Below are 25,837 nucleotides of genomic sequence, written 5' to 3' on the forward strand. Positions count from 1 at the left end.
CCCCCATCACGCTCCGTGCGGGACGCTCGCATGTGGCGGCACCCTTACGAGGAGGCATCAAGTGGTCGACGCGGATCAGACATTCGTCATCGTCGGAGGCGGTCTCGCCGGCGCGAAAGCGGCCGAGACGCTCCGAGCGGAGGGCTTCACCGGCCGCGTGATACTGATCTGCGACGAACGCGACCACCCGTACGAGCGCCCTCCCCTCTCCAAGGGCTATCTGCTGGGCAAGGAGGAGCGCGACAGCGTCTTCGTCCACGAGCCCGCCTGGTACGCACAGAACGACATCGAGCTGCACCTCGGCGAGACCGTCGATGCCATCGACCGTACGGCGAAGACGGTCCGCTTCGGCGAGGACGGCACGCTCGTCCGTTACGACAAGCTCCTGCTGGCGACGGGCGCGGAGCCGCGCCGCCTCGACATCCCGGGGACCGACCTCGCCGGCGTCCACCACCTGCGCCGCCTCGCGCACGCCGAGCGGCTCAAGCACGTGCTGGCCGCCCTCGGCCGGGACAACGGGCACATCGTGATCGCCGGGGCCGGCTGGATCGGCCTGGAGGTCGCGGCGGCGGCCCGCGAGTACGGCGCCGAGGTCACCGTCGTCGAACCCTCGGCGACCCCGCTGCACGCGGTCCTCGGCCCCGAACTCGGCAACCTCTTCGCCGAACTGCACCGCGAGCACGGCGTCCGCTTCCACTTCGGCGCGAGGCTGACCGAGATCGTCGGCCAGGACGGCATGGTGCTGGCCGCGCGCACGGACGACGGCGAGGAGCACCCCGCGCACGACGTCCTCGCCGCGATCGGTGCGGCCCCCCGCATCGGCCTCGCGGAGGCGGCCGGCCTGGAGATCGCCGACCGCGCACACGGCGCCGGCGTCGTGGTCGACGACCGGCTGCGCACCTCCGACCCCGACATCTTCGCGGCCGGCGACGTGGCCTCCTTCCCGCACGCCCTCTTCGACACCCGCCTGCGCGTCGAGCACTGGGCCAACGCCCTCAACGGCGGTCCGGCGGCGGCGCGCGCGATGCTGGGCCGCGATGCCACCTACGACCGTGTGCCCTACTTCTTCTCCGACCAGTACGACTTGGGGATGGAGTACAGCGGTTGGGCGCCCCCGGGGACGTACGACGAAGTGGTGATCCGAGGGGACGCCGGAAAGCGTGAGTTCATTGCGTTCTGGGTGAAGCAGGGCCGGGTGCTGGCCGGGATGAACGTGAACGTGTGGGACGTCACAGAGCCGATCCAGAAACTGATCCGTTCCAAGGCACAGGTGGACACCGAGGCGCTCGCGGACCCGCACGTTCCGCTGGACGGTCTGGCCTCGTGACCTGACGAGGGCGATCCACTGTCACACCACCCCCGTAGAATTCACGCGTGGCAGGACGGATCAACGACGAGGACGTGAAGGCGGTTCGGGACGCGGTCCCGATCGACGCCGTGGTGTCCGAGTACCTCCAGCTGCGCAACGCGGGCGGGGGCAACCTCAAGGGCCTCTGCCCGTTCCACGACGAGAAGTCGCCGTCGTTCCAGGTCAGCCCGAGCAAGGGACTCTTCCACTGCTTCGGCTGCCAGGAGGGCGGCGACACCATCACCTTCGTGATGAAGGTCGACCACCTCACCTTCTCCGAGTCGGTCGAGCGGCTCGCGGCCCGGGCCGGCATCACACTGCGCTACGAGGAGGGCGGCTACAACCCCTCCCATCAGCGCGGTGAGCGCATCCGCCTGGTCGAGGCCCACAAGATCGCCGCCGACTGGTACATCGAGCAGCTGGCGAACAGCCCGGAGGCCGACACCGGCCGCAAGTTCCTGGCGGAGCGCGGCTTCGACCAGGCCGCCGCCCAGCACTTCTCCGTCGGCTACAGCCCCCAGGGCTGGGACCACCTCACCCGCTTCCTGCGCGGCAAGGGCTTCACCGACAAGGAGCTGGTCCTCTCCGGCCTCGCCCAGGAGGGCCGCCGGGGCCCCATCGACCGCTTCCGCGGCCGTCTGATGTGGCCCATCCGCGACATCGCCGGGGATGTCGTCGGCTTCGGCGCCCGCAAGCTGTACGAGGCGGACAACGGCCCGAAGTACCTCAACACCCCCGACACGCCGATCTACAAGAAGTCCCAGGTCCTCTACGGCATCGACCTCGCGAAACCGCACATCGCCAAGTCCAGCCGAGCGGTCGTCGTCGAGGGCTACACGGACGTCATGGCCTGCCACCTCGCAGGGGTGACGACCGCCATCGCGACCTGCGGCACGGCCTTCGGCGGCGACCACATCAAGATCCTCCGCCGGCTGCTGATGGACAACGGCTCGGCCCGCGTGATCTTCACCTTCGACGGCGACGCGGCCGGCCAGAAAGCGGCCCTGCGCGCCTTCGAGGACGACCAGAAATTCGCCGCCGAGACCTACATCGCCATCGCCCCGGACGGCATGGACCCCTGCGAACTGCGCCTGGCGAAGGGCGACGAGGCGGTCTCGGACCTGGTCGAACCCCGCACGCCGCTCTTCGAGTTCGCCCTCCGCCAGATCGTCGTCCGCTACGACCTCGACACCCCGGCCGGTCGCGCGGCGGCCCTGGACGAGTCGGCCCCGATCGTCGCCCGCATCAAGAACAGCGGCGCCCAGCACGAGGTCGCCGTCCAGCTCGCCGGCATGCTCGGCATCCTCGACACCCAGTTCGTGGTCAAGCGGGTGGCCCAGCTGGCCCGTTGGGCCCGCGACCGCGGCGGCAAGGGCCCGGCCCCGGCCCGCGGCCCGCAGTCGTACGACGCCGCCCCCCGCCCGGCCGGTCCGTCCGGCCCGGCCCTCAACCTCCGCAACCCCGTCTACGCCACCGAACGCGAACTCCTCAAACTCGCCCTCCAGCGCCCCGAGTTGGTCTCCCCGGCCTTCGACGCATACGGCGCCGACGAGTTCACCGCCGCGCCCTACGCCGCCGTACGCGAGGCGATCATGGAGGCGGGCGGCTCGGAGTACGGCGTCCAGGACGCGCAGGACTACCTGGTCCGCGTCCGCGAGGCCGCACCCGACGACGCGGTCCGCGCGATGGTCACGGAGCTGGCCGTGGAGGCGATCATGCGCCGCACGGTCGACGAGAACTACGCGGGCGAACAGCTGGTGACCGTCCGCCGCCGCGCCGTGGAGCGCCGCGTCCGCGACGTCCAGAGCACCTTCACCCGCCTCGGAACTCAAGGAGATCCGGCGCAGCTGGCTGCAGTACAGAACGAATTGTGGGTACTCCAGCAGTACGACCAGGCGCTACGGGAACACGGAGCCGGAGCGCTCTGAGCAATCGCGTACGGCAGGGTAACCACCCGGTCACAGCCCGATTGCAAAAAGTCACCGCACGCCCCTCGTGGCGGCGATGTGTCGTACTCCACACTGGGTTCCGGTGCCTGAGTCCTCGGAGCGCGGCCGATCCGTCCAACACGGGTCGCACAACCCCGCGGTTCCGCTCATCGCGTACGGGACGGACAGCGGCGAGGCCGTCGACTCCGCTCCCGAAGCAGCGCTGCCGCACACCTCAGCAGCGATCATCCTGGAGGTCGCCCCCGTGCAGACCCAGACCCTCACCCAGACCGACACCGGTACGGACGGCACGGAGCCGGACGCCGAGACCGACGTTCTCGTCGCGGTGCCCCCGCAGAACCGTGTCGTGCACCACCCGGAGGCGGACCCGGAGGGCCCGCCCGAGCCGGCTGAACCGCCCACGGAGGCGCTGGAGGCCGCGGAGGCCCCCGAGCCGCCGGAGCCGCCGCGCGCCCGCGCCTCAGACAGCGGCCCGTCCTCGGACCTGTTCCGCCAGTATCTGCGCGAGATCGGCCGCATCCCCCTGCTGACCGCGGCCGAGGAGGTCGACCTCGCCCGCCGCGTCGAGGCCGGACTGTTCGCCGAGGAGAAGCTCAGCACCGCACCCTCCCTCGACGGCCAGCTCGCCCTCGACCTGGACCGCCTCGTCGTCATGGGCCGTATGGCCAAGCGCCGCCTCATCGAGGCGAATCTGCGGCTCGTCGTGTCCGTGGCCAAGCGGTACGTCGGCCGCGGGCTGACCATGCTCGACCTCGTCCAGGAGGGAAACCTGGGGCTGATCAGGGCAGTTGAGAAGTTCGACTACGCCCGCGGCTACAAGTTCTCCACGTACGCCACGTGGTGGATCCGCCAGGCCATGTCCCGGGCCCTCGCCGACCAGGCCCGGACCATCCGGGTCCCGGTCCACGTCGTCGAGCTGATCAACCGCGTGGTCCGCGTCCAGCGCCGCATGCTGCAGGAGCGCGGCTACGAGCCCACGCCGGAAGAAGTGGCCGACCACCTCGACCTGCCCCCCGAGCGGGTCAGCGAGGTCCTCCGCCTGGCCCAGGAACCCGTCTCCCTCCACGCGCCGGTCGGCGAGGAGGACGACGTGGCCCTCGGCGACCTGATCGAGGACGGCGATGCCACGTCCCCCGTGGAGTCGGCGGCGTTCCTGCTCCTGCGTGAACACCTGGAGGCGGTGCTTTCGACGCTCGGCGAGCGTGAGCGGAAGGTTGTGCAGCTGCGCTACGGCTTGGTCGACGGGCGGCCGCGCACGCTGGAGGAGATAGGCCGCATCTTCGGCGTCACCCGCGAACGGATAAGGCAGATCGAGTCGAAGACCCTCAACAAGCTGCGGGACCACGCATTTGCGGACCAGCTGAGGGGCTACCTGGACTGACGCCGTCTGCGGCCCGGCGGGGGCTGGTCGCGCAGTTCCCCGCGCCCCTTCAGGGCGCGCGGCTGAGCGCAGGGTGCCGCTGCAGCCCGCGTAGCTGCGGGCAGTCGTGCCGCTGGGGCGGCACGGGTGGGCGCAGCGGCACCCCGACGCCGGGCAACCCGCTCAGTCCACCTCAGCCACCGCCTGCGCGAACTGCGCCTTGTACAGCCGCGCATAAGCCCCGTCGGCGGCGAGCAGATCCGCATGCGCCCCCTGCTCGACGATCGCCCCGTTCTCCATCACCAGAATCGTGTCCGCATCCCGAATCGTCGACAGCCGATGCGCGATCACGAACGACGTACGCCCATGAGCGAGCTTCGCCATCGCCTTCTGGATCAGCACCTCGGTCCGGGTGTCGACCGACGACGTCGCCTCGTCCAGCACCAGAATCGTCGGATCGGACAGGAACGCCCGCGCAATGGTGATGAGCTGCTTCTCACCGGCGCTGACGCCCGTGCCCTCGTCGTCGATCACGGTGTCGTACCCGTCGGGCAGCGTCCGCACGAACCGGTCGGCGTGCGCGGCCCGCGCCGCCTCCTCGATCTCGCCGCGGGTGACCTCCCGGGACGCCCCGTACGCGATGTTCTCCGCGATCGTGCCGCCGAACAGCCAGGTGTCCTGCAGCACCATGCCGATCCCGGACCGGAGTTCGTCCCGGGACATCGTCGCGATGTCGACGCCGTCGAGGGTGATCCGCCCGCCGGAGACCTCGTAGAACCGCATGAGCAGGTTGACCAGAGTGGTCTTCCCCGCCCCCGTCGGTCCGACGATCGCGACCGTGTGCCCCGGTTCGGCCTTCAGGGACAGGCTCTCGATCAGCGGCTTCTCGGGGTCGTAGCGGAAGGAGATGTTCTCCAGCTCCACCCGCCCGCGCACCTTCTCCAGCTCCACGCGCCCCGACAGCCCGTCGGGCTTCGCGGTCGGCAGCGGGTCCGCCTCCTGCTCCTCCGCGTCCAGGAGTTCGAAGATCCGCTCGGCCGAGGCGACACCCGACTGCACCAGGTTCGCCATCGACGCGACCTGCGTCAGCGGCATCGAGAACTGCCGCGAGTACTGGATGAAGGCCTGTACGTCACCGATGGACAGGGCGCCGGACGCGACCCGCAGCCCGCCGACCACCGCCACCAGCACATAGTTGAGGTTCGACACGAACATCATCAGCGGCTGCATGACCCCGCTGTTGAACTGCGCCTTGAACCCGGCCTCGTACAGCGCGTCGTTCTGCTCGGCGAACTGCTTCGCCGACTCGTCCTGCCGCCCGAACACCTTCACCAGGGTGTGGCCGGTGTACATCTCCTCGATGTGGGCGTTCAGCTTGCCGGTGGTGCGCCACTGCTGCACGAAGTGCGGCTGTGACCGCTTGCCGACGCGCGTGGCGATGACGAACGACAACGGCACGGTGACCAGCGCCACCAGCGCGAGCAGCCACGACACCCAGAACATCATCGCGAGCACACCGATGATGGTGAGCACCGAGTTGATGAGCTGGCCCATCGACTGCTGCAGCGTCTGCCCGATGTTGTCGATGTCGTTGGTCGCCCGGGACAGCACCTCACCGCGCTGCCGTTTGTCGAAGTACGACAGCGGCAGCCGCGACAGCTTCGCCTGCACGTCCTCGCGCAGCCGGTACATGGTCCGGTTGACGGCCCGGTTGACCATCCGGGTCGCCACGGCCATCAGCAGACCGGCGACGAGGAACGTACCCACCGCCAGCAGCAGTACGTTCCCCACCGCGCCGAAGTCGATGCCCTTGCCCGGCGTGAAGTCGGTGCTGCGGAGCATGTCGGCGATCTGGCCCCGCCCCCGCGCCCGCATGGAGTCGAGGACCTGCTCCTTGGTCGCCCCGGCCGGCATCTGCCGGCCGATGATGCCGGCGAAGACCAGGTCGGTGGCCTTGCCGAGGATCTTCGGCCCGACCACGTTCAGACCGACGCTCACGACCACACAGAACAGCAGCAGACAGATGGTGAGACGTTCCGGCTTGAACTGGGCGATCAGGCGTTTGCCCGACACCTTGAAGTCCATCGAGCGCTGGTCGGGGCCGCCCCCGGCCATCATCCGCCCCATAGGCCCGGCCATCAGGCAGCCTCCGCTTCCGTCAGCTGGGAGAGCACGATCTCCCGATAGGTCTCGTTGTCCGCCATCAGCTCGTGATGGCGGCCGGTCCCGACGACCCGTCCCTCGTCGAGTACGACGATCCGGTCCGCGTCGCGGATGGTCGCCACCCGCTGGGCGACGATCACGACGGTCGCCTCGGCGGTCTCCTCGGCCAGCGCCGCACGCAGCGCCGCGTCGGTCGCGTAGTCGAGGGCGGAGAAGGAGTCGTCGAAGAGGTAGATCTCCGGGCGCTGCACCAGCGTCCGCGCGATCGCGAGCCGCTGCCGCTGACCACCGGAGACGTTCGTACCGCCCTGCGCGATGGGGGAGTCGAGGCCGTTCTCCAGCCGCTCGACGAAGTCCTTGGCCTGCGCCACCTCCAGCGCGTGCCACAACTCCTCGTCCGTGGCGTCCGGATTGCCGTAGCGCAGATTGGTCGCCACCGTCCCCGCGAACAGGTACGGCTTCTGCGGCACCAGCCCGACCGTCCTGGCGAGCAGCTTCGGTTCGAGGGTCGCGACGTCCGTCCCGTCGACGAGGACCTCGCCGTCGGTCGCGTCGAACAGGCGCGGAACCAGCCCGAGCAGCGTGGACTTGCCACTGCCGGTCGAGCCGATGACAGCGGTCACCTCACCGGGCCGCGCCACCACGTCGATGGCCTTGAGCACCGGCTCCTCGGCGCCCGGATAGCGGAACCCGGCCCCCCGGATCTCCAGATGCCCGTGCCGCCGCAGTTCCGTGACGGGCGCCACCGGCGGAACGACACTCGACGAGGTCCCGAGGACCTCCTCGATCCGCTCGGCGCACACCTCCGCGCGCGGCACCATCATGAACATGAAGGTGGCCATCATCACGGACATGACGATCTGCATCAGATAGGCGAGGAACGCGGTCAGGTCGCCGATCGCCATGCCGCCGCTGTCGATGCGGTGCGCGCCGAACCACACCACCGCGATCGACGACAGGTTCACCGTGGTCATGACCACCGGGAACATCAGGGCGAGCAGGTTGCCGGTCTTCAGCTGCATCTCGGTGAGGTCGGCGTTGGCCTTGCGGAAACGGTCCTTCTCGTACTCGTCCCGCACGAAGGCCCGAATCACACGGTTACCGGTGATCTGCTCCCGCAGCACCCGGTTCACCGTGTCCAGCCGCACCTGCATGGCCCGGAACAGCGGCCGCAGCCGCCGCACGATCAGCGTCACGCAGATACCCAGCGTCGGCACCACGGCGACCAGCACCCCGGACAGCGGTACGTCGAGGCCGAGCGCCAGCACGATGCCGCCCACGCACATGATGGGTGCCGACACCATCAGCGTGAACGTCATCAGGGCCAGCATCTGGACCTGCTGTACGTCGTTGGTCGTACGCGTGATCAGCGAGGGCGCCCCGAACTGCCCGAGCTCCCGCGCCGAGAAGGACTGCACCCGGTCGAACACGGACGCCCGCAGGTCCCGGCCGAGCGCGGAGGCGGTCCGGGCGCCGTAGTACACGGCACCGATGTTGCAGACGACCTGCACCAGCGAGATGCCGATCATCAGGGCGCCGAAGGAGAGGATGTAGCCGGTATCACCCTTCACGACGCCGTTGTCGATGATGTGCGCGTTCAGCGTGGGCAGGTAGAGGGTGGCGCAGGTCTGCAGGAACTGCAGCAGCACCAGCAGGGCTATGGGTTTCTTGTAGGGCCTGAGGTAGGTCCGCAGAAGTCGTATGAGCACGCTACGTCTCTCGGAGTCGGCGGCGGGGCGGGCTTGATGCCCCAGGCTCCTATCGTCGGACACTCCACCCGTGTTACCTCAACCGATTAAGCCGACAGCAGTGCGCTTTATTCGGGTTCGCCTCGCGATGTCCGCGCCGGTCACCCCTGCTGACCTGCTTTTCTGCTGGGGGTCCGGGGGTTATCCCCCGGAATGATGCAGTACCGCCTTACGGGCGGAACGCGCCCGGATGTGTCTGCTCCCGCACCGAAACGAACTGCTGCCGCACCGCCTGCCCCACCGCCAGCTCGTCGCCGGGCTCCAGCACCTGCCCGGTCGCCCCCTGCCAGGCCGGCGGGTTGCGCGGGTCGAGGGTGCCCTGCGAGACGCCGAGCGCCCAGGCGGCCTGCCGGGCGGCACCGATCGCCGCGTAGTCCGCGGGCTGCGGTACGACGACCTGCGCCCCGAAGAGCATCGGTGCCGCCGCCTGCACGGCGGGCAGCTCGGCGGCCGCCCCCAGCAGGAAGATCCGCCGCACCTCGACACCCCGGCCGCGCAGCACGTCCAGCGCGTCCGCGAGCCCGCACAGCATGCCCTCGAACGCCGCCCGCGCCAGATGCTCGGCCTTCATCGACTCCCGCCGTAGCCCGGCCAGCGACCCCGCCGTGTGCGGCAGACTCGGCGTCCGCTCACCCTCCAGATAAGGCAGGAGTACGAGCCCGTGGGCGCCCGGAGTCGACTTCATCGCCAGCTCGGACAGACTCTCCAGATCGGGCTGCCCGAGCAGCTCGGCGGTCCCGCGCAGGGTCCGTACGGCGTTCAGCGTGGTGACGACCGGCAGGTGCATGCCCGTCGCGTCGGCCAGCGACGTGATCATCCCGGTGCTGTCGACCAGAGCCTCGGGGTGTACGGCCATCACGGACCCGGAGGCGCCGAGCGACACCACCGCATCACCGAGCCCGATGCCGAGCCCGAAGGCGGCGGCCATGGTCTCCCCGGTCCCGGCCGAGATCAGCAGCCCCTCGGGGGTCGTACCGGCAGCCTCCGCCGGCCCGATCACATCGGGCAGCATCGCCTGGTGACCGAGCGCCAGCTCGACCAGATCGGACCGGTAGTTGCCGGTCGCCGCCGACCAGTACCCGGTGCCGGAGGCGCCGCCCCGGTCGGTGGTCCTTCTGACCGGCCGCCCCAGCAACTGCCACACCAGCCAGTCGTGTGCCTGCATCAGGATCGCGGTGCGCAGGGCGGCATCGGGTTCGTTCTTGGCCAGCCACCGCAGCTTGGTCACCGGCTGCGCGGCCTGCGGCACACACCCCACCGCCTGCGCCCACGCCTCACGCCCGCCGAGCGCGTCGATCAGATCGGCCGCCGCGACCTGCGCACGCTTGTCGCCGCCGACCATCGCCGGGCGCACGGTGCCGCCCTGCGCGTCCAGCGGCACCACCGCGTTCTGCTGCGCCGACACGCCGATGGCCTGCACGCCTTCGAGGAGTCCGCCGCCGGCCGCCTCACCGAGAGACAGCAGCCAGGCCTGCGGGTCGACGTCGGCGGGCCGATCGCCGTCCACCGGATGCGGGGCATACCCCTGCCTGAGCACGGCACCCGTGTCCGTGTCGCAGACGACGATGCGAGTGAAATCGGGCGCACTGTCCAACCCGGCGACTATCCCCATGGCCAAAATTCTGCCGTACCGCGGCGCTTGCTCGCGTACCGCTACGTGTTGCTCGTGCCCCAGTCGTCCTCCGCTGCGCCGTTCGTGTTGCGCTCGCGCAGGGACCGGACCCGCTGGGCCACCGAGTCGGGGACATGGTCGCCGACCTTGTCGCTCACCGCGTGGTACGCCTTGCCCGCGAACTGGCGGCCCTGCTGGGCGGCCGACTCCGCGGTGTTGCGGACCGCGGGGTTCTGCGCGACCTGACGTGCGGACTTCTTCAGCTGCTCGTAGCGCTCGCGACCGGCACGCGTGCCCAGTACGTAACCCAGTGCCAGCCCGACGACGAACGTCAGCTTGTAGCGCATGGCCGAGTCACCCTTCCGTCCGTGGGGAGTACCGATTGGCGGAGCACCCCCCTGCTTGCGCTAATGTATGTGTCGCAGCGAGCGCCCGCCCCCTGGCGAATACCCAGGTAGGTACGTTCGATGCAAACGAGGCATTCCTCCGTAGCTCAATTGGCAGAGCAGCCGGCTGTTAACCGGCAGGTTACTGGTTCGAGTCCAGTCGGGGGAGCTCGGTCCTCCGTAGCTCAATTGGCAGAGCAGCCGGCTGTTAACCGGCAGGTTACTGGTTCGAGTCCAGTCGGGGGAGCACACGAAGAGGACCCCCTTGGGGTCCTTTTTCATGTCGGCGGGAACCGCGCAGGCGGCGGCGCAGTCTCCATGGGCGTGCGAAGTCGACCATCCGAAGCAGGAGATCGTATGAGCGGCTATGCTGCGGCAGACGGCGCGCACAAATGTGCGCGACACGCCGCTATGGGGCGGTAGCTCAGCCGGTTAGAGCAGCGGACTCATAATCCGTCGGCCGTGGGTTCGAGTCCCACCCGCCCCACCACTCGCTACGCGGGCAGAACCGTTTCTACCTGCGGGAACGTCAGAGCGGGGGCTGTCACTCGGAGGTGGCGGCCCCCGCTCGGTCGTTCAGATCAGGATCCAGGGGACGCACAGGGGACGCGGCGATGGATGCCGTCGGGGGCGGAGCGGGGGTGCAGTTGCCCTCGGGGCCGCATGCCCGAGTTGCTGACGGCCTGTCATGCGGGGGCGGCCGGGCCGGGTGTGGCGGCGGTTGTGATCGCGGGTCGCTGGTCCAGGCTCGGCGGTATGTCGATCCGACGTCCCGTCAGCTTTGAACTGAACTCCGAGCTGAAGAAATAGGGGCGGGATTTTTGTTCTCCTGGCCCACATAAATGGGCGTCGGCGCTCGGAGTGTGTGATCGCGACGCCGTTCCCCGGGGCAGGAGGGAAGGTCCCGAAATGCGTCGGCTCTACAGTCCATGGATACCGCAGGTTATCTATTTCTGGCGGGGACGGAGCATATGGTGTCGGACGCGGACGCCAGGGACGTCCGCGGGGCGCTGGGCGTCCTGGTCTGGGAGAACCTGTGGTCCGACCTGGACGACGGAACCGACGAGCGGCTGGCGGGGCCCGCAGGGGGCGGCTGCCTGGATCGGTCCGGGGGCGATCCCCTGCGACGGCATCGCGTTCGCTCCGGACGCCGGCGAGGTCTGCTGTCTGCCTCAGGACGGAGATATCCACCTGCTGAACAATATGACTGGGAATCCCACGGAAAGGAAGAACTCGCGGCCGTGCGGCTGCATATTCGGGAAGCGATGAGTTCCGTGGTTCCGGCCGCTCTGAAGAATCCGGAATTCTGTTGGTTCGATGCCCTCACGTCCAGTGTGGACCCTGAACATCACTTCTAACGGGGAGCGCGGTCGCGCAGTCCGTCGCGCAGCCGGCGCAGGTCGTCGGCGTGCCGGCCCAGGCCGTTGAGGCGCAGGCGGGCAGCCTCGGTACGGGGGTTGCGGTGGATCGTGAAGGCCAGGTTGAGGGACTCGCGCAGCATCCAGAGGTCGTAGGCCAGCAGTCGTGCCGCTTGGGCCTGGGCCTGGAGCAGGTCCGGGTCGGTGAGTTCGAGGTCCTGCAGTCGGGTGCGCAGGCGGTGCAGGGCGATGCTCTGCCGGCTGCACACACGCGCCGCATTGCGGGGGACAGGACCCGGTTCGCCGCAGGCGGCCACCGCCGCGTCGGCCGGTGTCTGCGCGGCCACGGCCTCGTCCAGAACGGCGACCAGCGCAAGCAACTGGGCCGTGCGCGAAGGACGGACGGGCGCCGGGTGGTGGTGGAGGCGGGCGAGCGTTCGTACGGCACGGTGCCACCGGACGGTGCCCGGGGGTGTGCGTATGCGCATGGCCCCAGTGTGCGCCGTGAATGTCGGCGGTCGTAGGGGGCGGCCGTCCGGAGGCGGCGGGCGGTGTCACGTCGTTGAACGGTCCAGGTGTTACGCAGAGCGAGAAATGAGCCCTGGGAGGACGATGAGACAAGGACAGAAGGAGGCGGGCCATGGCCAACGACCGATCTGTGACGGCGACGAGGACTCCTCCCTCCCTCACCTTCGGCAAGACCGAACGGGAGGACCATCCCTGGGAGATACAGCTCGTCAAGCACCCTGAACGCACCGAGTCCGCGCAGTTCCGCGCCGCGAAGGAGGCTGTGAACAAGATCCTTCAGGAGCTGGGGAGGACCGACCGGCCGTACGGGCCGGGTCCCTACGAGATGCACCACGGTGGCAGTCTCTGGGTGAAGACGGACGGCGGCTGGCGGATGTACCGGGCCCGGGTCGGCATCGAGTGGAGCATGCAGTTCTGCGCCGACCCCGCGAAGGTCGACCGGCTGCGGCAGGAGGCCGCCGACCTCGTCGCCGCCTTCCCCGAGACGCTCCCCGCGCTGGATGCCCTCGGCTACAAGCGGGCCCGCAAGCTGCTGGACACCCCGATCACGGACGCCGACGGCGTCGCGGCCTGGACCGACTCGCTGTTCAACGCGTGCGTGCCGCTGACCCGCGGGAACCACCAGGGGATCCTGCCCAAGGCGGCCGGCGAGCACCACTACCCCTGGCCGATCAAGGGCGCCGACTACATCCGGTACGACGACTTCAACCTGTGGGTGACCCTGCCCGACGGCACCCACGCCGGCGTCGCCCCGGTGGCCGCCCGCGGCTCCGGTGACGGACGCCTGCGTATCGTCCACGCCCGGCACGGCACACCGGCCGGAGACGTCCTGGCCAAGGCGCAGCGGCGCAAGGTGATGGCCGTACTCCCGCCGGACAGCCCCATGGCGCTGGAGGCGTTCCAGCAGCAGATAGCGCCCGGGGCGCGCACCGCGTCGAGCCGGCCGCGGTCCCGTGTCACGCGCGGCGGCACCCGGCGGGCCGGTTAGGCGGGCCGTGGTCATGCCGCGCAGGATCGTCGTCTGCCTGGACGGCACGGGCAACCAGGTCGGCGCCCGCAACCCCACCAACGTGGTCAGGCTCTACGAGATGCTGGAGACCGGCGACCCGTCGAGGCAGCTGCTCTACTACGACCCCGGGGTCGGCACCATGTCGTCGGCCAGTGCGCGCGGGCCGCTGGGCCGGGGGCTCTCCCGGCTCGGCGGCCTCGCGTTCGGGACGGGGCTGAGGACCAACCTCGCCGAGGCGTACACGTACCTCATGCAGCACTGGCAGCCGGGGGACGCGGTGTACGTCTTCGGGTTCAGCCGCGGCGCCTACACGGCCCGCGCGCTGGTCGGGATGCTCAACAAGCCGGGGCTGATGCGGCCGGGTGCGGAGAACCTCGTGGCGTACGCCGTGTCGAAGTACGCCTTCAACCAGGACATCGACAAGAGCGAGGAGGAAGTCGCTCGCTTCTCGCACGCCTTCTGTGTGCGCACCGAGGACGAGCCGCTGTGGGCGCAGGTGAAGCGCAACGACCCCCGGCAGGTCTCGCACCACGCCCTCCCGGTCGCCTACCTGGGCGTCTGGGACACCGTGAAGGCGGCCGGCCTCCTGCGCCCGGGCGCGCTGCGCTGGCCGTACACCCACTCGCTGCCCAATGCCGCGCGCATCCGGCACGCCGTGTCCCTCGACGAGACGCGGCGCCCCTACCGCGAGTTCCTCGTCAGGCCGCGCACCCCCGGTCCCGACACGGACACGAGCACGGCGGAGGAGGTGTGGTTCGCCGGGGTGCACTGCGATGTCGGAGGGACCTTCGACCACGCCCCGGACGCACCCCTGCTCTCCACGATCACCCTCAAGTGGATCACCGACGGCGTCTGCGACGACCTGGATTTCCGCCCGGGTGCCTATGCCGCGGAGACTGCGGTGACCGAGGCCTTCGCGGACGCCCCCGTCCACCACAACGGCCCGCTGTGGATCCTCGTGGGCAGGCGTACGCGCCCCGTACCTCCCCAGGCGGTACTCCACTGGAGCGTCCGGCTGCGCAGGGAACGGGACCCCGGCTACCGGCCGGACCTGGCCGGACGCGACCGCTGGGCGGATCCCGACTGGTTCAAACCGGCCCGGGACTGACGGACTCGGGGGTTTCTCGAGGGTGTCCTCCTTCCCGGGGAGTAGCGAGTCCTGCCCGGAGTCGTCTCACGGAGGCATGACATATGCCTCCGTGGGAACGATGTGCCCAAGTGGCGCGCGGACCAGGCTGGTTCACGTCAGCCAGCCGGTCCGAGGAGGGCGTCATGAACCGTCAGATCCGCGTCCGTGTAAGCCGCCGGCCCGCCACGCCCCGCGACACCACCATCGACCGCAGGACGCCCTCGGGACGGATCCTGCCGTACTGATGCCGTACCAGGACTGCGCTCCGGCACCGTCGTAGCGTTGAAGGTATGCGCGTGCTGGTCGTCGAGGACGAGGAGCGGTTCGCGGCCGGGCTCAGGGACGGGCTGGAGGCCGAGGGCTTTGCGGTGGACGTCGCGCCCGACGGGGTGGACGGGCTGTGGCTCGCGCGGGAGAACGCGTACGACGCGATCGTCCTCGACATCATGCTGCCCCGCCTCAACGGCTACCGGGTCTGCCGGACGCTGCGCGGCGAGGGCGACTGGACGCCGATCCTCATGCTCACCGCCAAGGAGGGCGAGTGGGACGAGATCGAGGGCCTCGACACCGGCGCCGACGACTATCTGACCAAACCGGTCTCGTACGGAGTGCTCCTCGCCCGGCTGCGGGCGCTGCTGCGCCGCAAGGCACGGGAGCGGCCCGCCGTCCTCGCCGCCGGTGACCTGCAACTCGACCCCGCGACCCGCACCGTGAGCCGGGCCGGGCGCGGCATCGAGGTCACCGCGCGCGAGTTCGCGGTCCTGGAGTTCCTGCTGCGGCGGGCCGGCGAGGCGGTGTCCAAGCGGACCATCCTCGACCACGTCTGGGGCGACGACTTCGAGGGCGATCCGAACATCGTCGAGGTGTATGTACGACGGCTGCGCAACAAGGTCGACCGGCCCTTCGGGCGGCGGTCGCTGCTGACGATGCGGGGGCACGGGTATCGGCTGGTGCCCGATGACGGGTGAGCGGCGGCAGCAGCGGCGCCTGCGGGCCGTGCGCGTGCGGGCCACGCTCATCGCCGCGCTGGCCGTGGCGCTCGCCCTGGTCGCGGGCGGTACGGCGCTGGTGCTCGGGCTGCGCTCCGAGCTCTCGGGCGACGTACGGGACGCGGCGCGGGCCCGGGCGCAGCAGGTGGCCAGGGTGATCGACGCGGGACGCGGGGTGCCCGCGCCGACCGTGACCGATCCCGCCGAGGAGTTCCTGCAGGTCGTGGACGCGTCGGGCAAGGTGGTCGCCGCCAGCAGCAACGTCAGGGGACAGCCGGCGCTGGCCCGGCTGAGCCCGGGGCACAGCGCGTCCGTGCGCACCCCGCTCGACGAGGACCCCTTCCTGGTCGTCGCCGCCGGCGCACAGGACGGCGACCGGAAGCTCGTCGTCCTGGACGGCCGGGCGCCCGCCGGAGTCGCGGAGGCCTCCTCGACCGTGACCCGGCTGCTGCTCATCGGCCTGCCCGTGCTGCTGGTGCTCGCGGCCGCCGCGACCTGGGCCGCCGTGGGCCTGGCACTGCGCCGGGTGGCCCGCGCGGAGGCGGCACAGCGCCGCTTCGTCTCCGACGCCTCGCACGAACTGCGCTCACCCGTCGCCGCCGTACGCCAGCACGCCGAGGTCGCCCTCGCCCACCCCGGACGCACCGACGCGGGCGCGCTCGCCACCACCGTGCACGACGAGGCCGTACGCATGCAGCGCCTCGTCGACGACCTGCTGCTGCTCGCCCGCGCCGACGAGGGTGCACCGGCCGCCCCGCGACGGCCCGTGGACCTCGACGACCTCGTCCTGGAGGAGCTGCGGCGGCTGCGCTCGACCACCGAACTGCGCATCGACGGCACCGCGGTGGGCGCGGCCCGGGTGCGGGGCGACGAGGACGCGCTGCGCCGCCTGGTGCGCAACCTCGGGGAGAACGCGGCACGTCACGCACGCACGCGCGTGGCGTTCACGCTGGCCGACACGGGCGACGGGCGGGTGCGGCTGGTCGTCGAGGACGACGGCCCCGGGATTCCGGCCGCGGACCGCAAGCGGGTCTTCGAACGGTTCGTACGGCTCGACGAGTCCCGTTCGCGTGAAGCGGGCGGCGCCGGGCTGGGCCTCGCGATCGTCGCCGAGGTGGCGGCGGCGCACGGCGGCAGTGTGCGGGTGGGGGACGGGGCGCGGTTCGTGGTGACCCTGCCGTCCGGGGAGCGGAACTGAACGCTCCGTCAGGTGTGTTCAGCCTCCGTTCAGCGGTGCGGCGGGACGCTGGCCGGCATGAGGAACAAGACCATCTGGCCCGTTCTGGGAGCCGCCGTACTGCTGTCCGGCGCCTGCTCCGGGAACCAGGCGCACCACTCCGACTGCGTCCACGTCGTCGACGAGACCACCGGAAGGACGGGCGCGTCCTGTCTGCCGCTCGCACCGAAGAGCGACCGCGTCGACCTCTCGTCACCACGCTTCACCCACCCCGGCCGCATCACCAACCCCCTCCACCCCACCGCACAGGTCGCCCAGACCGTCTACGGCGGCCAGGAGTCCGGCAAACCCTTCCGCACCGAGGTCACCCTCCTCCCCGGCACCAAGACCATCACCTGGGGCAACCGCACCATCCACGCCGTGACCTCGCAGTACGTCGCCTTCTCCGCGGGCCGCGTGGTAGAGGTCGCCGACGACTACTACGCCCAGGCCGATGACGGCTCCGTCTGGTATCTCGGCGAGACGGTCTTCAACTACGACAACGGCGTCGTCGCCGACACCGAGGGCACCTGGCAGGCGGGCCACAAGCACGCCCCCGGCGCGATGATCATGCCCGCGCACCCGCACAAGGGCGATGTCTACCGCACGGAGAACGACCCCGGAGTCGTCTTCGAGCAGGTCACGGTCCGGGCCGCCGGGCAGACCGTCGACGGGCCGTACGGGAGGATCAAGAACGCGATCACCGTGCACGAGCTGCACATGGACGGCACGACCGAGGACAAGGTCTTCGCCCCCGGGTACGGCGAGTTCTCCACCGGCTCGGCGGGCGGCGACCTGGAGGCGGTGTCGCTCGCCGTACCGACGGACGCGACGCGTGCACCGGTCCCGGCGGGGCTGGCCGCGCTCGACCGGGCGGTCCGCACGGCCCACGCCGGCCCTGCACCCGCGACGGTCCGCGCGGTGCGCGAGGCCTGGGACGCCTACCGCGCCTCCGACGCCGTACCGGCGCTGCTGGTGCGGCAGATGACCCGGGACCTGGACGCCTGGCGGAAGGCTCCGCAGGACCGGGCGGCGGCGCTGCGGGCCGAGCAGAACACCACGGATCTGCTGCTGCGCCACGAGCCGCTGAAGACCGTCGAACGGGCCCGACTCGACATGTGGGCACGGCAGTTGGGCATCGACGCCCGGGCGCGTGACGCGGGTTCCGTCGCCGGGGACGTGACCGGCCTCGAACTCGTACGGCAGCGGGGCTCCACGCCCAAGTCGGCGGTTCTCACGGCGGACCTGGCGAAAGCCAGGGAGGCGGCGGACCGCAAGGACACGGCGGCGGCCGGACGGATCGCCCGGCAACTGACCGAGGACATCGCGGCGTTGCGGTGACGGCCGGCGCGCGCCTCCGGGGCTCAGGCTCCGATCGGGGCGAGCATCAGCGGCTCGATCCTGCCCTCCAGCATGTAGCCCAGGCCCCGCACGGCACACACGTCGGGCTGTTCGGCGATGTGCACCGGCATCCCGGTGGCCTCCCGCAGCATCTGGTCGAGGCCCGGCAGCAGCGCGCTGCCGCCCACCATCGTGATCCCGCGGTCGACGAGGTCGGCGACCAGATCGGGCGGGCACTCCCGCAGCACCCGCCCGATGCCGTCGAGCACGGCCGTCAGCGGGGTCTCGATCGCGTTGCGCACGGCGGCGGTGTCGACCTGCACGGAACGGGCGAGCCCGGTGACGACGTCCCGCCCCCGGATCTCCGTGGAGGCCGGCCCCTGGGCGGTGATCCCCATGTTGGACAGGGCGATGTGCAGGGGCCGTACGGACTGGCCGGGGAGCGTCAACTCGTGCTGATGGCGCAGATGCTGGACGATCGCATGGTCGACGGCCTCCCCGCCGACGGGAATGCGTTCGGCGGCCACGCTCGACCCGAGCGAGAGCACGGCCACCTGGGTGGTCGTGGTCCCGCACGCCATGATCATGGTGGCCTCGGGCTCCTGCACGGGCAGTCCGCACCCCACGGCGGCGGCGATCAGCGTGTCGACGAGCTCCACCCGCCGGGCACCGAGCCCGACGAGCGTCTCGGTGGCGGCCCGGCGGGCCAGCGGGTCGGCCTCGTGCGGGGTGCAGGCCGCGGCCCGCAGATAGGGCTTGCGGCGCAGGGCGCGACGGACCTTGTCGCCGAGCAGGCCACGGAGCATGCGCTGCGCCATCTCGATGTCGACGACGGTGCCGCCGGACACCGGGCGCACGACACGGATGTAGTGCGGCGTGCGGCCCTTCATCCGCTCGGCGAACTCGCCCACGGCGATGAGGGCACCGGTACGGGTGTTCACGGCGGCGACGGACGGCTGGTCGACGACCAGACCGACGCCCCTGACATAGACGCGGGTCCGGGCCGCCCCCAGGTCAACGGCAAAGTGGCAGCGCCGCAACTGCTCCAGACTTGCGGTCATGCAGGGTCCCTCCAGACAACGCCGACCGTGGGGGCCGCCGGGTGTGGCGGTCCCCACTGGCATCGTGCGGTGCGGGAGCCGGGTGGCGCCTTTTGTGGGGGGCCGGTCGGGGTGCAGGGGCCGGTCGGGGTGCGGCCGAATGGGGGTTCTGTGGTTTATGGCTGTCGGTACGGGGTGCTCTGGGCCGCGCCCTTCGCGATGACCGCGACCGTCTCCCCGCGCCGTGTGGCTTCGCCGGACTTCATTGTCGCGGACGGGCATCGAGGTGTCAGGGGTTCACCGGGCCGACGATGCCCCGGATCACCCCCAGCTCCACCAAGTCCTGCGGGCGGATGCGTAGCTGGTCCGCCGTCGCCTCGACCTGGTCGGCCGGGCGTTTGAGGATCGCGGCCGCGAGCTCCGGAGCGATCACCGAGAAGTAGCTGTCCGGCGTGGCCCAGGTGTTGCCCGCTGCGGCCAGCGCCAGCGCGCCGCCGGAGCCGCCCTCGCCGATCACCAGCGTGGTGACCGGCGTACGGGCGGCCGCCACCGCGCCGAACAGCTCCGCGATGGCGGGTCCGGCGGCCTGGCGTTCCGCCTCCGCGTCGTTGGCCGCGCCCGGTGTGTCGACCAGGGTCAGCACCGGGATGCCCAGGCGGTCGGCGAGGCGGATCAGGCGGGCGGCTGTGCGGTAGCCCGCCGGGCGGGTGGCTGTGCCCGTCTGGGCGGCGTAGGCGACGGTTCGTCCCGCGTGGTTGCCGAAGCCGCAGAGCATGCCCTTGGTGTCGGTGCCGCCTGCGCGGTCGCCGCTGATCGCTGCGCGGTGGGTGAAGTATGCCGACAGGTAGGCCTCTGCACGCGGGCGTTGAGGTGAGCGGGCGTGTTGGACTGCGTCCCAGCCGGTGGCGGGGTGGGCGGCGGTGCCGAGGGCGGCGGGGACGGGGGCGGGCGGACCGGCGCTGGGGGCAGGGGTCGCTTGCCCGCGCGTGCGGGGTGCCGCTGCGCCCACCCGTGCCGCCCCAGCGGCACGACTGCCCGCAGCTACGCCAGCGTGACCGCCCATCAGCAGGCGGAGCCATAGGCCCAGCGTCTCCCGTAGGGCTGGCAGCTGGACCACCGCGTCCGCCGAACCCGCCGTCACCTGTGCCTCTGCCGTGTACGCCGTCGGGTCCGCGTCCGGCGGTCGTACTCGCGACCCGGCGAAGCCCACCTGCGCGCCCGGCAGGGCGAGGGTTACGTCGGCCCCGGCGCCCAGGGTGGCCCAGCCGCCGCCGGTTGTCGGGTCGCGGAGGACGGCGATCTGGGGGAGGCCGGCCTCGCGGGTGAGGGCCGACTGGCGGGCCACGCGCTGGAGTTGGGTCAGGGCGAGCATGCCCTCCTGCATGCGGCTGCCGCCCGTGGCTACCAGTGGGACGACCGGGAGGCGGTGAGTGCGGGCGTGGGTGTATGCCGCTTCCAGGCGGTCGCCGGTGCGTTCGCCGAGGGAGCCGCCGAGGAAGCCGAACTCGAAGGCGATCAGCACGGCTTGCGTGCCGAGCACGCTTGCTGTCCCGCACACCACGGACTCCGACTCACCGGTTCGCTCGGCCGCTCGGGCGCGCGAGGCGTCGTAGCCCTGCCAGGCGAGGGGGCCGTCGGGCGCGGACTCCCCTGCGGGGGCGGGGAGTTCGATGAAGGTCGACGGGTCGGTGACCAGCGCCAGGATCTCGCGGGCGGAGAGGCGTCGCTCAGGCACGGTGGAGTGCCCGCTTCATGATCTTCCCCATGTCGTTGCGGGGGAGGACGGAGAGGTAGTGCACCACGCGGGGGCGCTTGTGCGGGGCGAGGCGGCTCGCCACATGGTCCGCCAACTCATCGGCGCTCGGTGGTGATTGGGGGTCCGCCGGGACCACCCATGCCACGATCCGCTCGCCCAGGTCCTCGTCCGGCTCGCCGGTGACCGCGGCCTCCCGCACCCCCGCGTGCTCCAGCAGGGCGTTCTCGATCTCACCGGCCCCGATCTTGTAACCCCCGCTCTTGATCAGGTCGGTGGCCTTGCGGCCGACGATGCGGACGTAGCCGTCGGCGTCACGCACCGCCATGTCGCCGGTGCGGAACCAGCCGTCCGCCGTGAAGGCGGCCTCGGTCGCGTCGGGGCGGTTGAGGTAGCCGGTGAAGAGGTTCGGGCCGCGTACCTGGATCTCGCCGACCGTCTCGGAGTCGTACGACGTGATCGGCGACCCGTCCTCCTCCACGAGCCGCAGCTCGACGCCCGGCAGCGGTACGCCCACCGTGCCCGCGCGCGGCTCGCCGTCCGCCCGCACGCTCGTGTTCATGAGGGTTTCCGTCATGCCGTAGCGCTCGATGACCCGCCGTCCGGTCGCCGCCGCGATGCGCTCGTGGTCGTGGACGGGGAGGGCGGCGGAACCCGAGACGAGCAGCCGCGCCCGGCCGAGGGCCTTCGCCAACTCCGGTTCCGTTGCGAGCGCTTGGGCGATTCGGTGGTACATCGTCGGAACGCCGAACATCATCGTCGCGCCCTCGTTCAGCTCGCGCGCCACGCCCTCCGTGCTGAACCGGCCCAGGTGGCGGACGGACCCGCCGCGCCGGAGCGGGCCCAGGATGCCCAGCACCAGACCGTGCACATGGAACAGCGGCAGCCCGTGCACGAGTACGTCGTCACCGGTCCACTGCCAGGCGTCGGCGAGCGCGTCCAGCGTGGTCGCGATCGCCCGGCGCGGAAGGACGGCGCCCTTGGGCGGGCCGGTGGTGCCGGAGGTGTAGACGATCAGTGCCGGGTCCTCGTCGCCGGGGGAGGGGGCGGGGGAGGGGCCGCCTCCCGTGCCGGACACGTCCACATCCACATCGATGCGCTCCAAGTCCCGTACGGGATATGGCAGTTCGTCACCGGGAGCCGCCAGCACCACCGACGGCGCGCTGTCGGACAGGATGTGCCCGAGCTCCTTCTCCCCCGACTTCGGGTTGAGCGGCACCGCGGCCGCCCCGGCCCGCAGCGCCGCCACCACGGCCACGGCCGTCTCCAGCGCCGGCGTGGCCCAGACCGCGACCCGTCCGCCGCGCGGGAGCCGGGCCGCCAGGGCGCCGGTCGCGGCGGCGAACTCGGCATACGTCAGGGACCGGTCACCGAACCGCAGGGCGATCAGCCCGCTCGGGCTCTCCAGGGCGGGGAAGAGAGAGGACACGCGATGCACTCCATCCGTAGGGGCAGGAACGTCACCACCGTTCCTACACCAGCCGCCCCGCCGGCGACGATCAGGAGGCTTCCCGCACCACGTCCGCCACCACACAGCTCACGTTGTCCGGGCCCCCGGCCTCGTTCGCCGAGTCCACCAGGGCCTGTACGGCTGCGTCCGGGGTCCCGGTGGTGAGGATCTGCCGTATGCGGGCGTCGGGCACCACGCCCGACAGGCCGTCGGAGCACAGGAGATAGCGGTCGCCGGGGGCCGCGTCATGCAGGCGCAGGTCCGGGGTTCCGATGCCGAGGGCCTTGAGGAGGAGGGCGCGTTGCGGATGCGTCGTGGCCTCCTCCTCGGTCAGGCGGCCCTCGTCGATCAGCGACTGGACCACCGTGTGGTCGTGGGTGATGCGGAACAACTCCCCGTCGCGCAGCAGGTAGGCGCGGGAGTCGCCGATGTGGACGAGGGCCAGGCGGGAGCCCGTCCAGAGCAGGGCCGTCAGGGTCGTGCCGTTCTCGTCGGCGCCGTCCGCCGCGTCCCGGACCGCCTCGGTCGCGCCCTGCACGGCGTCCTCCAGGAGGTTGAGGACGCCGCCGGCCGGCAGCTCCTCGGTGTCCAGGAAGCGCAGGGCCTCCACGGCCGCGCTGCTGACCAGTGCGCCGGCCGGGCCGCAGCCGTCGGCCACCGCCAGCAGCCTTGTGCCCGCGTACGCCGTGTCCTGGTTGGCGGGCCGGACCAGGCCGCGGTCGGAGTGGGCGAAGTAACGAAGTTCCAGCATGGTGGTGTCCTTCCTCGGATCTTCCGTCAGGTGGTCCACGAGGAACGCGGCGAGATCCCGCCGTACCGCCGTCTCGGCCTCCACCCGCGCCCAGTACGCACGGATCTCCCCGGCGGCGGCCGCCGGTTCGAGCGCGCACACCTCCCGGATACGGGCCAGCGGCATGCCCAGCCGTCGCAGCCACGCCACCAGCCGGGCCTGCTCCAGCTGCCCGCGGGCGTAGTAGCGGTAGCCGGTGTGCGGGTCGACCCAGGCGGGGCGCAGCAGCTCCAGCTCGTCGTAGAGGCGAAGGGCTTTCGGTGAGAGCCGGCAGGCCCGCGCGAAGGCACCGATCGTGAGCATGTCCATGTGCGCCTCGCTGGTCTCGTCGTGTTCCCGCCACCGATGCTGGGGCTTCCCCGAAGGGGAAGGTCAATTCGGTTGCTTTGGTTGCGGGCGCCATGTCTAGCCTGCGGAGCAATCCATCGACGTATGAGGTTACGAAACCGGAGGCCACCGTGGTCCGTGTCGCACTCGCCACCTACGACCCCGGCACGAAGCCGAGCAAGGACCGCGATCTTCCCGTGCTGGTGCAGGCGCTGCGGGACGCCGGGGCCGATGCCGTCGCGCTGCCCTGGGACGACGCCGGCACCGACTGGAGCGGGTTCGATCTTGTCGTCATCCGGTCGACCTGGGACTACAGCTGGCGGGCGGACGAATTCGTGGCCTGGGCGGAGAAGTGTGCGTCCGTCACCCGGCTCGCCAATCCGGCGTCGGTCGTGCGCTGGAACACCGACAAGCGGTACCTCGGCGAACTGGCGGAGGCGGGAGTCCCCGCCGTCCCCACCCGGTATCTCGCACCCGGCGACGCGCCCGCCCTCCCCGAGGACCACGAGTACGTCGTCAAGCCGACCTCGGGCGCGGGCGCCCGGTACGCCGCCCGCTACACACCGGGCGACCGCGACACGGCCGTACGGCACCTCGCGCGCATGCACGAGGAGGGGCTGACCGCGATGGTCCAGCCGTATCTGGCCGGCATCGACGTCAGCGGCGAGCGGGCCCTGCAGTTCTTCGGCGGCCGCTTCCTGCACGCCAGCCGGAAGGGCGCCGTGCTGGCGCCGGGCACGGCCTACGACCACGACAAGGTGGCCCACCCGGACCTGGTGCCGTGGACCCCGACCCCGGCCGAACTCGCCGTCGCGGAGCGCGCGTTGGCCGCCGTACCGGATGCACCGGAGCTGCTGTACGCGCGCGTGGACCTCGTCGACGGGGAGGACGGACAGCCGCGGCTGATGGAGCTGGAGCTGGTCGAGCCGAATCTGTTTCTCGATCTGCATCGCGGGTCGGTGGCGGTGGTGGTGGAGGCGATCCTCGCCGCTGCCGGCGGCTGACCGCCGCCCGCCGGGCAGGCAGGTGCCGGGACTGATCTGTGGTGTCGGAGGGCTGTCGGTCGGGTGTCGGGAGCTGTCGGTCGAGTGTCGGTGGCTCGTCGGTGGGGGCTGGGACCTTTGCCGGACATGGTCGGCCGGAGTTCACCGGGCGGCCCGATTCCCAAGGAGCCACCATCATGAACAGCCCTGTCACGATCATCGGCGCCGGACTCGGCGGCCTCACCCTTGCCCGCGTCCTGCACGTCCACGGAATCCCGGCCACCGTTTACGAGGCGGAGCCCTCCCCGGCGGCGCGTACGCAGGGCGGGATGCTCGACATCCACGACTACAACGGGCAGCTCGCCCTCCGGGCGGCCGGTCTGATGGACGAGTTCCGCGCCATCGTCCTGGAGGGCCGCGAGGCGATGCGGATCCTCGACCCGGACGGGAACGTCCTGTTCGACAAGGCCGACGACGGCACGGGCGGGCGCCCCGAGGCGATGCGCGGCGAGCTGCGGCAGATGCTGATCGACTCGCTCCCGGCCGGCACCGTCCGGTGGGGGCACAAGGCCGCCGAGGTCCGTGCCCTCGGCGAGGACCGCCACGAGGTGGCCTTCGCTGACGGCACCACCGTCGTCACAAGCCTGCTGGTCGGCGCGGACGGTGCGTGGTCACGGGTCCGGCCGTTGCTCTCCGACGCTGTGCCCTCGTACGCCGGTACGTCGTTCGTCGAGACCTATCTGTTCGACGCCGACACCCGGCACCCCGCCGCCGCGAAGGCGGTCGGCGGCGGGATGATGATCGCGCCCTCGCCGGGCAAGGAGATCTTCGCTCACCGGGAGAGCGGCGACACCCTGCACATGTACGTGGCGCTGTCCAGGCCGCAGGACTGGTTCGCCGCCATCGACTTCACCGACGCCGCCGCGGCGACCGCGCGGATAGCGGCGGAGTTCGAGGGCTGGGCGCCGGAACTCACCGCGCTGATCACCGACAGCGACACCCCGCCGGTCCTGCGTCCGCATTACGCCCTGCCGACCGGGCACCGGTGGGACCGGGTGCCGGGGGTGACGCTGCTCGGCGACGCGGCCCACCTCACGGCCCCGAACGGCGAAGGCGCCAACCTCGCCATGCTCGACGGCGCCGAACTCGGCGAGGCCCTCGCCCGGCACCCCGACGACACCGAGGCCGCGCTCGCCGAGTACGAGCGGGCCATGTTCCCCCGCAGCGCCGAGGCCGCCACCTTCGACGGCGCCGAGGTCCTGGGGATCGACTCCGACGACAACACAGCCCAACGCCTGATCAACATGTTCGCCGATAACAGCCGATAACAGCCGGTAACGGCCGATAAGTCGCCGCTC

At 71.2% G+C, this 25,837-nt stretch carries 19 protein-coding genes and 3 tRNA genes; 13 read left to right on the plus strand and 9 right to left on the minus strand.

Features of this window, described 5'->3' with window-relative positions; translation table 11 throughout:
- Positions 1–61: 61 nt before the first annotated feature.
- The 3 genes from P2Q00_RS25315 to P2Q00_RS25325 all read left to right on the plus strand — a co-directional run bounded on the left by P2Q00_RS25315 (position 62) and on the right by P2Q00_RS25325 (position 4,678).
- Positions 62–1,327, plus strand: a complete 1,266-nt coding sequence (locus P2Q00_RS25315) for an NAD(P)/FAD-dependent oxidoreductase (protein ID WP_275775006.1) — start codon at positions 62–64, stop codon at positions 1,325–1,327.
- A gap of 47 nt (positions 1,328–1,374) precedes the next feature.
- The gene (gene dnaG, locus P2Q00_RS25320; RefSeq protein ID WP_275775007.1) at positions 1,375–3,276 is read left to right on the plus strand and encodes a DNA primase; all 1,902 of its coding nucleotides are present in this window, start codon (positions 1,375–1,377) and stop codon (positions 3,274–3,276) included.
- Positions 3,277–3,379: 103 nt separating this feature from the next.
- Entirely contained in the window at positions 3,380–4,678 is a 1,299-nt protein-coding gene (locus tag P2Q00_RS25325; RefSeq protein ID WP_275775008.1) for an RNA polymerase sigma factor, read from the plus strand.
- A gap of 162 nt (positions 4,679–4,840) precedes the next feature.
- On the opposite strand, the gene P2Q00_RS25330 is transcribed toward P2Q00_RS25325, so the two are convergent.
- From P2Q00_RS25330 to P2Q00_RS25345, 4 genes are all read right to left on the minus strand, one after another.
- Positions 4,841–6,796, minus strand: a complete 1,956-nt coding sequence (locus P2Q00_RS25330; RefSeq protein ID WP_275775009.1) for an ABC transporter ATP-binding protein — start codon at positions 6,794–6,796, stop codon at positions 4,841–4,843.
- The gene (locus P2Q00_RS25335) at positions 6,796–8,529 is read right to left on the minus strand and encodes an ABC transporter ATP-binding protein (RefSeq protein WP_275775010.1); all 1,734 of its coding nucleotides are present in this window, start codon (positions 8,527–8,529) and stop codon (positions 6,796–6,798) included. The genes P2Q00_RS25330 and P2Q00_RS25335 overlap by 1 nt, the downstream gene beginning before the upstream one ends.
- 208 nt (positions 8,530–8,737) lie before the next feature.
- Positions 8,738–10,180: an FGGY family carbohydrate kinase gene (locus P2Q00_RS25340; protein WP_275775011.1), complete on the minus strand. Its 1,443-nt coding sequence runs from the start codon at positions 10,178–10,180 to the stop codon at positions 8,738–8,740.
- Positions 10,181–10,221: 41 nt separating this feature from the next.
- On the minus strand, positions 10,222–10,527 hold the full coding sequence (locus tag P2Q00_RS25345; RefSeq protein ID WP_275775012.1) for a YtxH domain-containing protein: 306 nt from the start codon (positions 10,525–10,527) through the stop codon (positions 10,222–10,224).
- A gap of 135 nt (positions 10,528–10,662) precedes the next feature.
- Between P2Q00_RS25345 and P2Q00_RS25350 the strand changes: the two genes are divergently transcribed.
- The 3 genes from P2Q00_RS25350 (at position 10,663) to P2Q00_RS25360 (ending at position 11,056) form a co-directional block, all read left to right on the plus strand.
- Positions 10,663–10,735, plus strand: a tRNA-Asn gene (locus P2Q00_RS25350).
- A 5-nt stretch (positions 10,736–10,740) separates the two neighbouring features.
- Positions 10,741–10,813 (plus strand) — tRNA-Asn (locus P2Q00_RS25355).
- A 166-nt stretch (positions 10,814–10,979) separates the two neighbouring features.
- Positions 10,980–11,056: transfer RNA gene (locus P2Q00_RS25360), tRNA-Ile, on the plus strand.
- A gap of 864 nt (positions 11,057–11,920) precedes the next feature.
- Here P2Q00_RS25360 and P2Q00_RS25365 read toward each other — a convergent pair.
- A complete protein-coding gene (locus P2Q00_RS25365; protein WP_275775013.1) occupies positions 11,921–12,412 on the minus strand; it encodes a hypothetical protein in 492 nt (163 codons plus the stop codon).
- A gap of 152 nt (positions 12,413–12,564) precedes the next feature.
- Between P2Q00_RS25365 and P2Q00_RS25370 the strand changes: the two genes are divergently transcribed.
- The 5 genes from P2Q00_RS25370 to P2Q00_RS25390 all read left to right on the plus strand — a co-directional run bounded on the left by P2Q00_RS25370 (position 12,565) and on the right by P2Q00_RS25390 (position 18,136).
- On the plus strand, positions 12,565–13,440 hold the full coding sequence (locus P2Q00_RS25370; RefSeq protein WP_275775014.1) for a DUF6424 family protein: 876 nt from the start codon (positions 12,565–12,567) through the stop codon (positions 13,438–13,440).
- 13 nt (positions 13,441–13,453) lie between these two features.
- Positions 13,454–14,569, plus strand: coding sequence for a T6SS phospholipase effector Tle1-like catalytic domain-containing protein (locus P2Q00_RS25375; protein ID WP_275775015.1), 1,116 nt, complete (start codon positions 13,454–13,456; stop codon positions 14,567–14,569).
- 311 nt (positions 14,570–14,880) lie between these two features.
- Positions 14,881–15,558, plus strand: a complete 678-nt coding sequence (locus P2Q00_RS25380; protein WP_275775016.1) for a response regulator transcription factor — start codon at positions 14,881–14,883, stop codon at positions 15,556–15,558.
- The gene (locus P2Q00_RS25385; protein ID WP_275775017.1) at positions 15,548–16,777 is read left to right on the plus strand and encodes a sensor histidine kinase; all 1,230 of its coding nucleotides are present in this window, start codon (positions 15,548–15,550) and stop codon (positions 16,775–16,777) included. Before P2Q00_RS25380 ends, P2Q00_RS25385 begins: the two co-directional genes overlap by 11 nt.
- 57 nt (positions 16,778–16,834) lie before the next feature.
- Positions 16,835–18,136, plus strand: a complete 1,302-nt coding sequence (locus P2Q00_RS25390; protein ID WP_275775018.1) for a hypothetical protein — start codon at positions 16,835–16,837, stop codon at positions 18,134–18,136.
- Between the two features lie 23 nt (positions 18,137–18,159).
- On the opposite strand, the gene P2Q00_RS25395 is transcribed toward P2Q00_RS25390, so the two are convergent.
- The 4 genes from P2Q00_RS25395 to P2Q00_RS25410 all read right to left on the minus strand — a co-directional run bounded on the left by P2Q00_RS25395 (position 18,160) and on the right by P2Q00_RS25410 (position 23,478).
- Positions 18,160–19,197, minus strand: coding sequence for a rod shape-determining protein (locus tag P2Q00_RS25395; protein ID WP_275775019.1), 1,038 nt, complete (start codon positions 19,195–19,197; stop codon positions 18,160–18,162).
- 268 nt (positions 19,198–19,465) lie between these two features.
- Complete coding sequence (locus tag P2Q00_RS25400) at positions 19,466–20,911, minus strand: carboxyl transferase domain-containing protein (protein WP_275775020.1); 1,446 nt, start codon at positions 20,909–20,911, stop codon at positions 19,466–19,468.
- Positions 20,904–22,358, minus strand: coding sequence for an acyl-CoA synthetase (locus tag P2Q00_RS25405; RefSeq protein WP_275775021.1), 1,455 nt, complete (start codon positions 22,356–22,358; stop codon positions 20,904–20,906). The genes P2Q00_RS25400 and P2Q00_RS25405 overlap by 8 nt, the downstream gene beginning before the upstream one ends.
- A 70-nt stretch (positions 22,359–22,428) precedes the next feature.
- Positions 22,429–23,478 carry a MerR family transcriptional regulator gene (locus P2Q00_RS25410; protein WP_275775022.1) on the minus strand — a complete coding sequence of 350 codons (1,050 nt, stop codon included), beginning with the start codon at positions 23,476–23,478 and terminating at the stop codon, positions 22,429–22,431.
- Positions 23,479–23,627: 149 nt separating this feature from the next.
- Here P2Q00_RS25410 and P2Q00_RS25415 point away from each other — a divergent pair, with 149 nt between their 5' ends.
- Together P2Q00_RS25415 and P2Q00_RS25420 are read left to right on the plus strand one after the other, a co-directional pair.
- Positions 23,628–24,500 (plus strand): ATP-grasp domain-containing protein, encoded by an 873-nt coding sequence (locus P2Q00_RS25415; protein WP_275775023.1) that lies wholly within the window; start codon positions 23,628–23,630, stop codon positions 24,498–24,500.
- 176 nt (positions 24,501–24,676) lie between these two features.
- On the plus strand, positions 24,677–25,807 hold the full coding sequence (locus P2Q00_RS25420; RefSeq protein ID WP_275775024.1) for an FAD-dependent oxidoreductase: 1,131 nt from the start codon (positions 24,677–24,679) through the stop codon (positions 25,805–25,807).
- Positions 25,808–25,837 lie beyond the last annotated feature (30 nt).

This window comes from Streptomyces coacervatus, assembly GCF_029223485.1.
Lineage (GTDB): Bacteria > Actinomycetota > Actinomycetes > Streptomycetales > Streptomycetaceae > Streptomyces > Streptomyces coacervatus.

Excerpts from the sequence above, each read along its gene's own strand:
- P2Q00_RS25395 (WP_275775019.1), bottom strand. The coding sequence starts at position 19,197 with ATGACCGCAAGTCTGGAGCAGTTGCGGCGCTGCCACTTTGCCGTTGAC.
- P2Q00_RS25420 (WP_275775024.1), top strand. The coding sequence starts at position 24,677 with ATGAACAGCCCTGTCACGATCATCGGCGCCGGACTCGGCGGCCTCACC.
- P2Q00_RS25340 (WP_275775011.1), bottom strand. The coding sequence starts at position 10,180 with ATGGGGATAGTCGCCGGGTTGGACAGTGCGCCCGATTTCACTCGCATC.
- P2Q00_RS25365 (WP_275775013.1), bottom strand. The coding sequence starts at position 12,412 with ATGCGCATACGCACACCCCCGGGCACCGTCCGGTGGCACCGTGCCGTA.
- P2Q00_RS25330 (WP_275775009.1), bottom strand. The coding sequence starts at position 6,796 with ATGGCCGGGCCTATGGGGCGGATGATGGCCGGGGGCGGCCCCGACCAG.
- P2Q00_RS25375 (WP_275775015.1), top strand. The coding sequence starts at position 13,454 with ATGCCGCGCAGGATCGTCGTCTGCCTGGACGGCACGGGCAACCAGGTC.
- P2Q00_RS25410 (WP_275775022.1), bottom strand. The coding sequence starts at position 23,478 with ATGGACATGCTCACGATCGGTGCCTTCGCGCGGGCCTGCCGGCTCTCA.
- P2Q00_RS25390 (WP_275775018.1), top strand. The coding sequence starts at position 16,835 with ATGAGGAACAAGACCATCTGGCCCGTTCTGGGAGCCGCCGTACTGCTG.
- P2Q00_RS25385 (WP_275775017.1), top strand. The coding sequence starts at position 15,548 with ATGACGGGTGAGCGGCGGCAGCAGCGGCGCCTGCGGGCCGTGCGCGTG.
- P2Q00_RS25345 (WP_275775012.1), bottom strand. The coding sequence starts at position 10,527 with ATGCGCTACAAGCTGACGTTCGTCGTCGGGCTGGCACTGGGTTACGTA.
- P2Q00_RS25370 (WP_275775014.1), top strand. The coding sequence starts at position 12,565 with ATGGCCAACGACCGATCTGTGACGGCGACGAGGACTCCTCCCTCCCTC.
- P2Q00_RS25380 (WP_275775016.1), top strand. The coding sequence starts at position 14,881 with ATGCGCGTGCTGGTCGTCGAGGACGAGGAGCGGTTCGCGGCCGGGCTC.